The 13,658-nt window shown below is 60.2% G+C and carries 13 protein-coding genes; 3 read left to right on the forward strand and 10 right to left on the reverse strand.

Features of this window, described 5'->3' with window-relative positions; all coding sequences use genetic code 11:
* Nucleotides 1–7: 7 nt before the first annotated feature.
* A complete protein-coding gene (locus tag ACEN8R_RS27875) occupies nucleotides 8–613 on the reverse strand; it encodes an LPS-assembly lipoprotein LptE (RefSeq protein ID WP_305410247.1) in 606 nt (201 codons plus the stop codon).
* A gap of 90 nt (nucleotides 614–703) precedes the next feature.
* On the reverse strand, nucleotides 704–3,310 hold the full coding sequence (gene leuS, locus ACEN8R_RS27880; protein WP_495624494.1) for a leucine--tRNA ligase: 2,607 nt from the start codon (nucleotides 3,308–3,310) through the stop codon (nucleotides 704–706).
* Between the two features lie 280 nt (nucleotides 3,311–3,590).
* On the opposite strand from leuS, the gene ACEN8R_RS27885 reads away from it, so the two are divergent.
* Nucleotides 3,591–3,911, forward strand: coding sequence for a hypothetical protein (locus ACEN8R_RS27885; RefSeq protein ID WP_019650894.1), 321 nt, complete (start codon nucleotides 3,591–3,593; stop codon nucleotides 3,909–3,911).
* Between the two features lie 106 nt (nucleotides 3,912–4,017).
* The gene (locus ACEN8R_RS27890; protein ID WP_026286383.1) at nucleotides 4,018–4,797 is read left to right on the forward strand and encodes a YdcF family protein; all 780 of its coding nucleotides are present in this window, start codon (nucleotides 4,018–4,020) and stop codon (nucleotides 4,795–4,797) included.
* A 38-nt stretch (nucleotides 4,798–4,835) separates the two neighbouring features.
* On the opposite strand, the gene lnt is transcribed toward ACEN8R_RS27890, so the two are convergent.
* The 5 genes from lnt to miaB all read right to left on the reverse strand — a co-directional run bounded on the left by lnt (nucleotide 4,836) and on the right by miaB (nucleotide 10,283).
* On the reverse strand, nucleotides 4,836–6,359 hold the full coding sequence (lnt, locus tag ACEN8R_RS27895; protein WP_018925764.1) for an apolipoprotein N-acyltransferase: 1,524 nt from the start codon (nucleotides 6,357–6,359) through the stop codon (nucleotides 4,836–4,838).
* Between the two features lie 14 nt (nucleotides 6,360–6,373).
* The gene (locus ACEN8R_RS27900; protein WP_007909641.1) at nucleotides 6,374–7,213 is read right to left on the reverse strand and encodes a CorC family transporter; all 840 of its coding nucleotides are present in this window, start codon (nucleotides 7,211–7,213) and stop codon (nucleotides 6,374–6,376) included.
* 5 nt (nucleotides 7,214–7,218) lie between these two features.
* Nucleotides 7,219–7,713 (reverse strand): rRNA maturation RNase YbeY, encoded by a 495-nt coding sequence (gene ybeY, locus ACEN8R_RS27905; protein WP_018925765.1) that lies wholly within the window; start codon nucleotides 7,711–7,713, stop codon nucleotides 7,219–7,221.
* On the reverse strand, nucleotides 7,706–8,710 hold the full coding sequence (locus tag ACEN8R_RS27910) for a PhoH family protein (protein WP_019020889.1): 1,005 nt from the start codon (nucleotides 8,708–8,710) through the stop codon (nucleotides 7,706–7,708). Before ACEN8R_RS27910 ends, ybeY begins: the two co-directional genes overlap by 8 nt.
* A gap of 244 nt (nucleotides 8,711–8,954) precedes the next feature.
* Nucleotides 8,955–10,283, reverse strand: coding sequence for a tRNA (N6-isopentenyl adenosine(37)-C2)-methylthiotransferase MiaB (gene miaB / locus ACEN8R_RS27915; RefSeq protein WP_018925767.1), 1,329 nt, complete (start codon nucleotides 10,281–10,283; stop codon nucleotides 8,955–8,957).
* A 134-nt stretch (nucleotides 10,284–10,417) separates the two neighbouring features.
* On the opposite strand from miaB, the gene ACEN8R_RS27920 reads away from it, so the two are divergent.
* A complete protein-coding gene (locus ACEN8R_RS27920; protein ID WP_003185742.1) occupies nucleotides 10,418–10,747 on the forward strand; it encodes a DUF1820 family protein in 330 nt (109 codons plus the stop codon).
* 183 nt (nucleotides 10,748–10,930) lie between these two features.
* Here ACEN8R_RS27920 and ACEN8R_RS27925 read toward each other — a convergent pair whose 3' ends face one another.
* From ACEN8R_RS27925 to thiE, 3 genes are all read right to left on the reverse strand, one after another.
* Complete coding sequence (locus tag ACEN8R_RS27925) at nucleotides 10,931–11,485, reverse strand: tetratricopeptide repeat protein (RefSeq protein ID WP_018925768.1); 555 nt, start codon at nucleotides 11,483–11,485, stop codon at nucleotides 10,931–10,933.
* A gap of 224 nt (nucleotides 11,486–11,709) precedes the next feature.
* Nucleotides 11,710–12,993 carry a glutamate-1-semialdehyde 2,1-aminomutase gene (gene hemL / locus ACEN8R_RS27930; RefSeq protein ID WP_495624495.1) on the reverse strand — a complete coding sequence of 428 codons (1,284 nt, stop codon included), beginning with the start codon at nucleotides 12,991–12,993 and terminating at the stop codon, nucleotides 11,710–11,712.
* 16 nt (nucleotides 12,994–13,009) lie between these two features.
* On the reverse strand, nucleotides 13,010–13,633 hold the full coding sequence (thiE, locus tag ACEN8R_RS27935) for a thiamine phosphate synthase (protein WP_018925770.1): 624 nt from the start codon (nucleotides 13,631–13,633) through the stop codon (nucleotides 13,010–13,012).
* Nucleotides 13,634–13,658: the final 25 nt, after the last annotated feature.

Here is a 13,658-nt window from a genome sequence, read left to right on the forward strand (position 1 = left end):
GTAAGTCTTATTGCTGCGGCAGTTCGACAGGCGACTGACGCGGAGTCTCCGCTTCAGCCTTCTGCGCTGCTTCCAGCGCGGCGGCTTCAGCCTTGGCCCGGGCGTCGGCGGTCTGTTGCAGCTGCTCCAACTGAGTCGGAGTGAGCTGTTGCAGACGCAGCATCATGCGTTGAACCAGTTCACGACGAATGTCCTTGCGGGCATCGTTGGCTTCCTGGTCGGAGCCCACCAGGTTGTTGCCGTCGTGGATGAACACCTTCTGCACTTCAAGCTTGTCGCTCAGCAGTGGCAGGTCACCCTGACCACGGATGTCGTAATTGAGCACGGTGTTCACCTGGTACTCGCCAGTACGGCCGGCACCGGCATAGCTGAGGATGCGCTGGCTTTCCTGCTCATCGGTCAGCACCAGTTTGTAAGGTGCGCCGGTGTAGACCCGGACGCCGCTGCTTTCCAGTACCTGGCGCAATTGTGTCACGGTTTCGCCGTAGGCATTGCGGGCGCTCAGGTCGAGTTCCTTGATCGCCAGTTCGGTGGTGCCGGTGCCACGCAGGTGGAAACCGCAGGCGCTCAGCAGGACTGCAAGGCCCATCACCAGCAAATTGCGTTTGATCATCTTGTTGCTCCCCTTGAAACCATGTGGGCCGGTCAAGCGGCCCGAAAGGTTTTACTCGGCGCCAGGCTCACCTGGCGCCCGATCCAATTTTTAGCTGGCGACGATATTGACCAGTTTCCCGGGCACTACGATCACTTTGCGAATAGTCAGGCCATCGACGAAGCGCAGGACGTTTTCGTTGGCCCGTGCGGCGGCTTCGACTTCTTCGCGGCTGGCGCTGGCTGGCATTTCGATGTGGCCGCGCAGCTTGCCATTCACTTGAATGACCAGTTGCAGGCTGTCCTGTACCAGCGCGCTTTCGTCCAGCACCGGCCAACCGGCGTCGATCACCGGGTCGGCGTGGCCCAGGCGATGCCACAGCTCGTGGCTGATGTGCGGGGTGATCGGGGCCAGCAGCAGAGTCACGGTTTCCAGGCCTTCGTGAATCAGCGCGCGATCCTGTTCGGTGCCTTGCAGGGCTTTTTCCAGCACGTTCATCAGCGTCATCACCTGGGCGATGGCGGTGTTGAATTTGTGATTCTGGCCGACGTCGTGGCTGGCCTGCTTGATGGCCTGGTGGATCGAACGGCGAATGGCTTTCTGCTCGTCATTCAGGCTGGCGACGTCCAGTTTGCCCGGCAGGCCCTGAGTGACGTGCGCTTGAGCCAGGCGCCAGACGCGCTTGAGGAAGCGGTGCGAACCTTCTACTCCGGAGTCGGACCATTCCGCGCTCATGTCAGGTGGCGAGGCGAACATCATGAACAGGCGGCAGGTGTCTGCGCCGAACTGGTCAATCATCGACTGTGGGTCGACGCCGTTGTTCTTCGACTTGGCCATCTTCTCGGTGCCGCCGATTTCCACCGGCAGGCCATCTGCGATCAGCTTGGCGCTAATAACCTTGGCCTTGCTGTCGCGTTCGAGTTCGACGTCCGCCGGGTTGAACCAGGTGTAGGCACCGTTGGCTTCGCGACGGTAGTAAGTCTCGGCGATCACCATGCCCTGGGTCAGCAGGTTCTTGAACGGCTCGTTGGAGCTCACCAGGCCTTCATCGCGCATCAGCTTGTGGAAGAAGCGCGCGTAGAGCAGGTGAAGAATCGCGTGTTCGATACCGCCGATGTACTGATCCACCGGCAACCAGTGGTCGGCCGCCGATTTTTCTACCAGGCCACCTTCAAAGTGCGGCGAGGCGTAACGGGCGTAGTACCACGAGGACTCGACGAAGGTGTCCATGGTGTCGGTTTCACGCTTGGCCGGTGCACCGCATTTCGGGCAAGCGCATTCGTAGAACTCGGGCATGCGTGCCAGCGGCGAACCAGCGCCGTCCGGTACCACGTCTTCGGGCAGCACCACGGGCAGTTGATCTTCCGGGACCGGTACATCACCGCAAGTACCGCAGTGGATGATCGGGATCGGGCAGCCCCAGTAGCGTTGACGGCTGATGCCCCAGTCGCGCAGGCGGAACTGGGTGCGCGAGGCGCCGAGGTTTTTCTTGATCAGTGCGACTTCGATAGCGTCGAAAGCGCCTGCGAAGTCGAGGCCGTCGAACTCGCCGGAGTTGATCAGCGTGCCGTACTCGCCGTAAGCGTCCTGCCACGGGGCAGGATTGGTGTCACCGGCACTTGTGCGCACCACCGATTTGATCGGCAGGTTGTACTTGTGGGCGAACTCGAAATCACGCTCGTCGTGCGCCGGAACTGCCATGACCGCGCCATCGCCGTAGTGCATCAGCACGTAGTTGGCGACCCATACCGGGAGTTTCTCACCGGTCAGCGGGTGCTCGACGAACAGCGAGGTCGGCAGGCCTTTTTTCTCTTGAGTGGCGACGTCGGCTTCAGCAACGCTGCCGCCCTTGCATTCAGCGATGAACGCTTGCAGCTCAGGGTTGTTCTGCGCCGCCAGGGCAGCCAGGGGGTGTTCGGCGGCCACGGCAACGTAGGTTGCGCCTATCAGGGTGTCCGGACGGGTGGTGAAGACTTTCAACGCGCCGGCTTCACCGATGGAAGCGACGTCGTACGGGAACTGCACTTCCATGCCGCGGGATTTGCCGATCCAGTTGCGCTGCATGGTCTTGACCTGTTCAGGCCAGCCAGTCAATTCGTCGAGGCTCTCCAGCAGCTCATCCGCGTAAGCGGTGATCTTGAAGTAGTACATCGGGATTTCGCGCTTTTCAATCAGCGCGCCGGAACGCCAGCCGCGACCGTCGATCACTTGCTCGTTGGCCAGAACGGTCTGGTCGACCGGGTCCCAGTTCACGGTGCCGCTTTTTTTGTAAATCACGCCTTTTTCGAACAGGCGAGTGAACAGCCATTGTTCCCAGCGGTAGTAATCGGGCTTGCAGGTGGTCACTTCGCGCGACCAGTCCACCGCCAGGCCCAGGCTACGCAGCTGGCTTTTCATGTAGGCGATGTTTTCGTAGGTCCACTTGGCGGGCGCTACGTTGTTCTTCATCGCGGCGTTTTCCGCCGGCATGCCGAACGCGTCCCAACCCATGGGTTGCAGGACGTTCTTGCCTTGCATGCGCTGGTAGCGGGAGATCACGTCGCCGATGGTGTAGTTGCGCACGTGCCCCATGTGTAGCTTGCCGCTGGGGTAAGGGAACATCGACAGGCAGTAGAAAGTCTCCTTGCCTGGCTGTTCACTGACTTCAAAGGACTTTTGCTCGTCCCAGAACGACTGGGCGGCGGCTTCGATTTCACGGGGCTGATATTGTTCGTGCATGGCTACTTTTGAACTGAATAGGGGTGGCCTAATCCTCTTCAATGCAACGCTGGACGGTGATGACGCCGAATCGGCGTTTCGCTGCCCAGCCGAGCTGGAAGTGGAGTTACAGGAAGCGCCGTAGCATACATGACGGCACTCTACCGAGGGAAACCCTGATTACACGCAAGGGCGCGGCCAATTCCCGCCCCAAGGGCCGTTGGTCGCGGCGCTCAGCCGGTTTTTTCAGCGAAGCTAAGCTCTAAAAGGGGAGTGAGTCTTATCTTCAATGAGGTGATGGATGGTTGATTCACAGCAAAAAGCTACAAAACCGGAGTTGTACGAAAGACTGATCGACCGTCTCGCAATGGCCCTGGACGCGGCCAAAACCGCTGGACGGCTTCGCGACGAGCGTCCCCTGGAGCTGGAACTGCGTGGTTTGACCCCCGCAGAGTTTGAACTGGTCAAGGCCTATCTGGACCGCAGTGAACGTGAAACGCACGGATGCTTGTCAGCAGCAATGAAGCAACTCGAGGCACCACGTACGGCCAAGATCCTCTGGCTCAAGGATAAGACACCCGGCGGAGGCGCGGTAAAGGTCCGGTCTCTGCAGTTCAAGTAAGGACACTTGAAACCATCGCATATGGTTTTTTGAAATAAAGTCCTTCCGCATTTGTTGTCGCATTGCGTTAACCCACTTAGGCTTCGGGCATCTATGGAGATGCCCGATGCCTTTTCGTTATTTCATTAAACAACTTCTATTGCCGCCCGGCGTTCTTTTGCTGTTACTGGTACTCGCCTGGTGGTGGCGCCGCTCAAGGCCGAGGCTGGCGGGAGCGTGCTTCGTTATGGGGGTGGGCGGCTTCTGGTTGATGAGCCTGCCAGTCATGGTGGAGTGGACTGCCAAGGCTCTGGAGCGCGAGCCGCCGCTCGTGCGCGAGGAATGGGCCACCCTGGGCCAGCGCGCCGACGCGATCGTGGTGCTGGGTTCCGGGCGTGAGCGTGGCGACCTGGCCTGGGGCGTCGACCAGCCCACCGGCGTAGGTCTTGGGCGCGAGCGCTATGCCGCGCGTCTGGCCAAGGCTTCCGGCTTGCCGATTCTGGCCAGCGGCGGCCTGCATTACGGGACACCGCCGACTGAAGCGCAGCTGATGGCAGATTCGTTGCTCGATGATTTTGGCGTGACGGTACGCTGGCAGGAAGGGCGCAGCCGCACAACCTGGGAAAACGCGCAGTTCAGCGCCCAGGTATTGTTGCCGCAGGGGATCAAACGGGTGGTGGTCGTGACTCAGGCGTGGCATATGCCGCGGGCGGTGTGGAGCTTTGAGCAGGCCGGATTTGAGGTGGTGCCGGCGCCGGTGGGGTTTTTAGGCGTGGACAATGCGCGGCCACTGGGTGGCTGGATGCCGGAATTCAAATCGATCTGGCAATCGGGGCAGTTGATGAATGAGCTCGTGGGGCAGGTCGGGTATTGGATGTTCTATCGAGGCGAGCCTGTTGAGGAGTGATCATTCCCACGCCTGTGCATGGGAATGATCCTGCCGGGTTAAACGGTCTTCGCCATCCGGTTGGCCATCAACGCCCAGCCAAACAACAGCAAGCAAATGATGATCAACGGCCACGAGCGCCATTGCAGATACGGCGTCAGGTTATGCATTGGCACTACTTCGCCGTACAGAATACCGCGTTCGAACTGCGGGATCCGGGCAGTGATCTGACCAAACGGGTTGATCAGGCCGGTCACGCCGTTGTTGGTGGCGCGGATCATCCAGCGGCCGGCCTCAAGGGCGCGCATCTGCGCCATCTGCAAGTGTTGCAATGGGCCGATCGAGGTGCCGAACCAGGTGTCGTTGCTGATGGTCAGCAGCAAATCGCTGCGGGCGGCGAGGCCTGCGGCGAATTCCGGGTAGACCACTTCGTAGCAGATGTACGGCGCAATCTGATAGCCCTTGGCCTGTAGCAGCGGTTGATCGGCCGGTCCACGGGCAAAGTCGGACATCGGCAGGTCGAAGAACGCGATCAGGCCGCGCAAGACTTCCTGCAACGGAACGTATTCACCGAATGGCACCAGTTTCTGCTTCAGGTAAGTGCCATCACCTTCACCGACAACGGTGATGCCGTTGAAGTAGCGCTTCTCGTGATGGACTTCCTGGCGAATCGGCACGCCGGTAATCAGCGCAGATTTACGCTCTGCAGCGAAGCTGCCCATCATGTCCAGATAGCCCTCGGCGGATTCCTTGAGCACCGGGACCGCCGTTTCCGGCCAGATCAGCAAGTCGACGGGTTTGGAGCTGAAACTCATGTCGCGGTACAGCGCCAGCTGCGCGTTGATCTGCGACGGGTCCCATTTCATGCTTTGTTCGATGTTGCCCTGAATCGCCGCGACGCTCAACGGCGCACCCGAAGGGCTGGTCCAGGCGTGTTCCTTGAGCGCCAGGCCGATCACCCACGGGCCGGCCAGCAGCAACACGCCAGCGGCAATAAAGCCCTTGCGAGCGGTGCGAATCAGGCGCGGTGCGTTGTAGATCAGCGCGGCGGTCAGGGCCAGCGCGAATGAAATCAGCCACATTCCGCCGACCGGTGCGAGACCGGCCAATGGGCCGTCGAGCTGGCTGTAACCGGAATAGAGCCATGGGAAACCGGTGAGGAACCAGCCGCGAAAGGCTTCCTGACCCACCCACAGCGCCGCAAACGCCAGGGCATCGGCCAGCGGCGCTTCGTTACGGCGCAGCCAGCGCGCCCAAATCCAGGCGGGCAAGGCGAAGAACCAGGCAATCGCTGCGGTGAAGAGCAGCATCAAGAACCCGGCCAGCAGTACAGATGCGCCGCCGAAGTTGTGAATGCTGTAGTAGATCCAGCTGGTTCCGCCGGCAAACAGGCCGAAACCGAAACACCAGCCACGGCCCAGGGCCTGACGGGGGCTCAGCTCGCGCAAGCCGGCGTAAAAGAAACCGACCGCCAGCAATGCCAGCGGCCAGATATCGAATGGCGCCAAGGCCAGGGTGGTGAGTGCACCGGCCGCCACGGCCAGCAGGTTACCGGGCCAGCCGGGGCGGGTCATCCAGCGCATTTCAATCCTTAGAGTTACCGAGCTATAGGTGTCAGACGCAGCAAATGAATCCGACGGCTGTCGGCGTTCAGGATGCGGAAGCGATAGGCGCCGATTTCGGTGATTTCGTTGCGTTTTGGCAAGTGCCCGAACGCGCTCATCACCAGTCCGCCGACGGTGTCGAATTCGTCGTCGGAGAATTCGCTGTCAAAGAACTCATTGAAGTTCTCGATCGGCGTCAGGGCCTTGATCAGGAAGTCACCGCTGGGCAGCGGCTTGATGTAGCTGTCTTCTTCGACGTCATGCTCGTCTTCGATGTCGCCGACGATCTGTTCGAGCACGTCTTCGATGGTCACCAGACCGGCCACGCCGCCGTATTCGTCAATGACGATGGCCATGTGGTTATGGTTGGCGCGGAATTCGCGCAGCAGCACATTCAGGCGCTTGGACTCGGGCACGAAGGTGGCCGGGCGTAGCAGGTCCTTGATGTTGAAGCTGTCACCGTTCTCCTTGAGGATCAACGGCAGCAAGTCCTTGGCCAGCAACACGCCCATCACGTCATCATGGCTTTCGCCGATCACCGGGTAGCGGGAGTGGGCCGAGTCGACCACGGCGGGCAGGAACTCGCGAGGTGTCTGGGTCGCCTTGATGCTGATCATCTGCGAGCGCGGGACCATGATGTCCCGTACTTGCAGGTCTGCAACCTGGATGGCGCCTTCGACGATGGCCAGCGCTTCGCTGTCCAGCAACTTGTTTTGGTGTGCATCGCGCAGCAGCTCCAGCAGCTCCTGGCGGTTTTTCGGCTCGTGGGCAAAAGCCTGGGTGAGCTTACCCAGCCAAGACTTCTGCCCGTTGCTCGATCGATCTTCGCTCATAGCGATTACTCTGAATCCTTTGTTGTAACGATAGGGGATGTGTCTGTTTCGTCGTCCGCATAAGGGTCCGGATGACCCAGTTCTGCAAGCAACGTTCGTTCCAGTGCTTCCATTTCTTCGGCTTCGTCGTCATCTATATGGTCGTAACCAAGCAGATGCAAGCAGCCGTGAATGACCAGATGCGCCCAATGGGCGTTGAGTGCCTTGCCTTGTTCGGCGGCTTCGCGCTCGACCACGGCCACGCAAATCACCAGATCGCCCAGTAACGGGATATCCAGCAACTCGTCCGGCACATCGGCAGGAAATGACAGCACGTTGGTGGCGTAATCCTTCTGCCGCCAGGTGTGATTCAGTTCGCGGCCTTCTTCTTCGTCGACCAGACGAATGGTCAGCTCGGAGTCGGCGGTGCGCTGGCGCAAGGCCAGTTCGCACCATTTCCGGAACTCGGCTTCACTCGGGGCAGGTGCGTCGCTGGCCAGTTGCAGATCAAGCTCAAGCATCGTGCGGGGTGTCCTTTGGCGCGGCATCGGCAGCGCGATTTTCGAAGCGCTCGTACGCCTCGACGATGCGTTGCACCAGCGGATGGCGCACCACGTCCTTGGGCTGGAAGTGGGTGAAGCTGATGCCCGGAACGTCCTTGAGCACTTCGATCACATGATGCAGCCCGGACTTGGTGCCGCGTGGCAGGTCGACCTGGGTGATGTCACCGGTGATGACCGCTGTGGAGCCAAAGCCGATCCGGGTCAGGAACATCTTCATCTGTTCGACGGTGGTGTTCTGGCTTTCGTCGAGGATGATGAAGCTGTTGTTCAGCGTGCGGCCGCGCATGTAGGCCAGTGGCGCGACTTCAATCACCTGACGCTCGATTAGCTTGGCGACATATTCGAAGCCGAGCATTTCGTAGAGCGCGTCGTAGAGCGGGCGCAGGTACGGGTCGATTTTTTGCGACAGGTCGCCGGGCAGGAAGCCGAGTTTTTCACCCGCTTCAACCGCCGGACGCACCAACAGGATGCGACGAATCTGCTCGCGTTCCAGTGCGTCTACCGCGCAGGCAACAGCCAGATAGGTCTTGCCGGTACCGGCCGGGCCGATGCCGAAGTTGATGTCGTTACCGAGGATTTCCTTCACGTAGCGCAGTTGATTCAAGCCGCGAGGGCGAATCATGCCTTTTTTGGTGCGCAAGGCGACGGACGGTTCGGCGGGGGAGTGGTTGTCCAGTTCCTCGACGGCCGATTCCTGCAGGAACAGGTGAACCATGTCCGGCGACAGCTCGGTACCCTTTGTTTCCCGGTACAAGCGACGCAGGAGGTTTTCCGCGGAGGTGGTGTGTTTGGGCTCGCCGATCAGTTCGAACTGGTTTCCGCGGTTGCGGATCTCGATGGTCAGGCGCTGTTCGATCAAGCGCAGATGCTCATCGAATTGCCCGCACAAATTGGCGAAGCGGCGAGCTTCAAAAGGCTCGAGGATGAAACGATGTGGTTCTATGGGTGCGTTCAAGGTCGTATTTAGCCGCCCTGGGGCAATATTGATGAAATAAAGGATAACGCCAGTCGCCTGGGTGCGAAAGCTCTTAAAGCAGTCTCACTGGATAACTGTGGCGAGGGAGCTTGCTCCCGCTGGAGTGCGAAGCGCTCCCAAATCATCCAGCCTCAATCTTTCAGGATCGAGGTGTCTGGTTTGCGGCTGCTTCGCAACCGAGCGGGAGCAAGCTCCCTCGCCACAAAGGCTCTATGGCCTGCTGTTATTGGATCAGCGAACCCCGCAGCGAGTGTGGTTGCGCGGCGTCGATGTGCACGTCGGCGAACTGGCCGATCAGGGTCGGATTGTCGCAGCGGAAGTTGACGATACGGTTATTCTCGGTGCGCCCCTGCAGTTCGCCAGGGTCTTTTTTCGAATAATCGGTAACCAGAATCCGCTGAATGGAGCCCACCATTTGTCGGCTGATCTCAAACCCTTGCTGGTTCAGGCGATGTTGCAGGGCATTCAGGCGTTCTTTTTTCAGTTCTTCCGGCGTTTCGTCGGCCAGGTCGGCGGCCGGGGTGCCCGGGCGTTGGCTGTAGACGAACGAGTAGGAGAAGTCGAAACCGACGTCTTCGATCAGCTTCATGGTCTGTTCGAAGTCTTTTTCGGTCTCGCCCGGGAAGCCGACGATAAAGTCCGAACTGATGCAGATCCCTGGCACGGCGGCCCGCAGTTTGCGCAGTTTGGACTTGTACTCCAGCGCGGTGTGGTTGCGCTTCATCGCCGCGAGGATTCGGTCGGAGCCCGATTGCACCGGCAAGTGCAGGTGTTTCACCAGTTCCGGCACGTCGGCGTGGGCCTGGATCAGGCTGTCGGAGAACTCCAGCGGGTGCGAAGTGGTGTAGCGAATCCGGTCGATGCCATCGACGGCGGCGACCACCCGGATCAATTCCGCCAGGTCGGCCAGGCGACCGTCGTGAGTGGTCCCGCGATAGCCGTTGACGTTTTGCCCCAACAGAGTCACTTCGCGCACGCCGTTTTCGGCCAGGTGGATGATCTCGGCAATCACATCGTCGAACGGCCGGCTGACTTCTTCACCGCGGGTATAAGGCACCACGCAGAAGGTGCAGTACTTGCTGCAGCCTTCCATGACCGACACGTAAGCGCTCGGCCCATCGATGCGCGGTTCGGGCAAGTGGTCGAATTTTTCGATTTCCGGGAACGAGACGTCGACTTGCGGCAGTTTGGTAGCGCGCGCGGCGTCGATCATTTCCGGCAGGCGGTGCAGGGTCTGCGGGCCGAACACCACGTCGACATACGGAGCGCGATCACGGATGGCCGCGCCTTCCTGGCTGGCCACGCAACCGCCGACGGCGATGACCATTTCCGGATTGGCCAGTTTCAGTTCGCGCCAGCGGCCGAGCTGGGAATATACCCGGTCCTGGGCGCGTTCACGGATCGAGCAGGTATTGAGCAGGATCACGTCGGCGTCTTCAGCGCGGGCGGTGACTTCCAGGGCCTGATGTTCACCCAACAGATCGACCATGCGCGAGCTGTCGTACTCGTTCATCTGGCAACCGTGGGTTTCGATGTAAAGCTTCTTGGCCATGGAAAGATTCATCACGTGATTCAAAGAACCGCGCATTATAGGGAACATGTCCCAAGGTTCCTACCGCTGCGCGTCCGGTGGCTATGCTATAGTTCGCGCCCTCATTTTTATCCCCGATGTGTTACCCGCCCACCATGACCAAACGTGAAGCTCCAATCTACAAGGTGATTTTCCTCAATCAGGGCCAGGTGTTCGAAATGTACGCCAAGCAGATCTATCAAAGTGATCTGTGGGGCTTCCTGGAAGTGGAAGAGTTCGTCTTTGGCGAGCGCACGCAAGTGGTCGTCGATCCGAGCGAAGAAAAGCTCAAGGCTCAGTTCGAAGGCGTTGTGCGCAGTTTTGTGCCGATGCATTCGATCGTGCGCATCGACGAGGTCGAACGCCTTGGCACGCCGAAAATCAGCGAAGCCCGCGGCGCGGTCGGTAATGTCATGCCGTTTCCGATGCCGATGCCTGAGAAGTAAGCAGCAGGTTTTTCTAAGGTGAGAATGGCTTTTTGTGGCGAGGGAGCTTGCTCCCGCCAGGGCGCGAAGCGGCCCCGAGATCTGCAATCACGATAAGTCTGGCACACCGCGTTCTTGGGTTTTACGACTGCTGCGCAGCCGAGCGGGGAGCAAGCTCCCTCGCCACAGGGGGGCGTGTTCAATTCAGGGAAGTGGCGAAAACGGCGTACGCCCGTCGGCGCTCTGCAATTCCATCAGGTATTTACGGAAAATTTGCCCCAGCACCTGGGTAGCAACTTCCAGGTCTTCGCGGGGCATTTTTTCGGCGACTTCGTCGGCGGTGTCCAGCGCGTCTTCGGCGCCGTTGACCGCAGCCATTTTCAGCACGATATACGCCTGTATGTTATTGGCCGGTACACCTTCGCCATGGAAGAACATGGTGCCGAGTTTGAATTGCGCCTGGGCATGACCTTGCAGCGAGGCCTTTTCGAAGTAGCTCAGGGCTTTATTGAGGTCGCGCGGCACGTTCTTGCCTTCGTAGTAGAACTCACCCAACTCGTATTGCGCTTGCGCATCCCCTTCATCCGACGCTTTCTGGCAGGCGGCGAGCGCTTGCGTCAGGTCTTGCGGCTGAGTATTGAGGGTGCAGCGACCCATCGCCGGGATCAACAACGAGTTGCCGCCTGCTTGTGCGAGCGCGAGCAGGGGCTGAAGGAGCAACAGGCAGCCCAATGCAAGGGTGCGGCCGGTGCGGTTCATGGGAATCGACTTACCTCTGAGGGGCGCGCGGACCCGTCGAGGGATCCAATAAGCGCGCATTATGAAATAAGCAGGGCCAACCTTACAAAGTCTTTACTCGTTTTTCTGCTGCGCGGGGACTATATCACCCACTTTGCGGGGGATTATTGGCAGCTGAGCAGGAAAAAGGGGGCGGATGTAGGTGAAAGCTGACGCTGGCAATCGCCAACGTCAGCGTCGCAGATTTACTTCAGTGCGGTGAAGGCACGTTCGGCGGCGTCCAGCGTCAGTTTCAACTCGGTTTCGCCGTGGGCGATCGAGGTGAAGCCGGCTTCGAAGGCGCTCGGCGCCAGGTACACGCCGCCTTCGAGCATCAGGTGGAAGAAGCGCCCGAACAGGTTCGCATCGCTGGCCATCACGTCATCGAAGGTGACGATGTCGTCGGCGCCGCTGAAGTACAGACCGAACATGCCGCCGGCCTGAGTGGTCACGAACGGAATGCCAGCGGCATCGGCGCGCTGTTGCAGGCCATCGAGCAGGCGGCTGGTGTAGTCGCTCAGCTCGGCGTGGAAGCCCGGACGACTGATCAGACGCAGCGTGGTCAGGCCAGCCGCCATCGCCAGCGGGTTACCCGATAACGTACCGGCCTGGTAGACCGGGCCCAGTGGCGCGATGTGTTCCATGATTTTGCGTTTGCCGCCGAAGCAGCCCACGGGCATGCCGCCACCGATGATCTTGCCGAAGGTGCTCAGGTCCGGTGTTACGCCGTAATAGGCTTGGGCACCGCCGAGGGCGACACGGAAACCGGTCATCACTTCGTCGAAAATCAGCACCACGCCGTGCTTGTCGCACAGGGTCCGCAGGCCTTCGAGGAAACCCGGTGCCGGCGGTACGCAGTTCATGTTGCCGGCCACCGGTTCGACGATGATGCACGCCACGTCCTGGCCGACTTCGGCGAGCATGGCTTCTACTGCGTCGATGTCGTTGAACGGCAGGGTCAGGGTGTGTTTGGCGAACGCCGCCGGTACACCGGCCGAGCTCGGTACGCCTTGGGTCAGGGCGCCGGAACCGGCCTTGACCAGCAGGCTGTCAGAGTGACCGTGGTAGCAGCCTTCGAATTTGATGATGCTGTCGCGACCGGTGAAACCACGGGCCAGACGGATCGCACTCATGGTCGCTTCGGTGCCGGAGCTGACCATGCGCACCATTTCCATCGATGGCACGATCGAGCAGACCAGATCGGCCATCTCGGTTTCCATCGCGGTCGGGGCGCCGTAGGACAGTCCGTGCTCAAGCTGTTTGCGCACCGCGTCCAGCACGTCCGGGTGGCTATGGCCGAGAATCATCGGGCCCCAGGAACCGACGTAATCCACATAGCGCTTGTCGTCTTCGTCGGTGACGTAGGCGCCTTCGGCGTGTTTGAAGAACAACGGCGTGCCGCCAACGCTCTTGAACGCACGAACAGGCGAGTTCACGCCTCCGGGGATGTGTTTCTGGGCATTGGCAAACAGGGTTTCGGAACGAGACATTATTTGGCTCTCAAAATCAGGATTTGAACAATTCGTTAAAGGCGCGGGCGCGACGCGTCACTTCAGCCGTGCTCTCGGCGCCGAACAGGCCATGCACCACCGCCAGCAGATCGACGCCGTGGGCCACCAGCGGGGCAGCGTTGTCCAGGGTGATGCCGCCGATCGCACAGATCGGCAGGTGCAGTTTGCTGCGGGCCTGATCAAGCAAGTCGAGGCTGCATGTCGGGGCGCCAGGCTTGGTGTTGGAATTGAAGAATCGGCCGAAGGCGACGTAACTGGCGCCTTCCTTGGCGGCTTGTTCGGCGAGTTCGAGTTGCGCGTGGCAGGTCGAGCCGATGATCGCCTGACGCCCGAGCAGTGCTCGCACCGGCATCAGTGGGCCATCAGTCTGGCCCAGGTGCACGCCGACATTCAGTCGCGCGGCCAGTTCGGCGTCGTCATTGATGATCAGCTGGGTCTTGTAGCGATCGCACAGATCACGCAGGGCTTCGGCCTCGCGCAGGCGGCGGGCCTCGTCGCTGCTTTTGTCGCGGTATTGCAGCAGGGTGACGCCGCCTTCGAGCGCCGCCTCCACGTACGAAAGAAATTTGCCGGCCAGTAGCTGGCTGTCGGTAATGGCGTACAGGCCACGTAGTTTCATCGGACAAGCCTCTGCGCTTTACGCA

The organism is Pseudomonas sp. Pseusp15 (assembly GCF_059492165.1).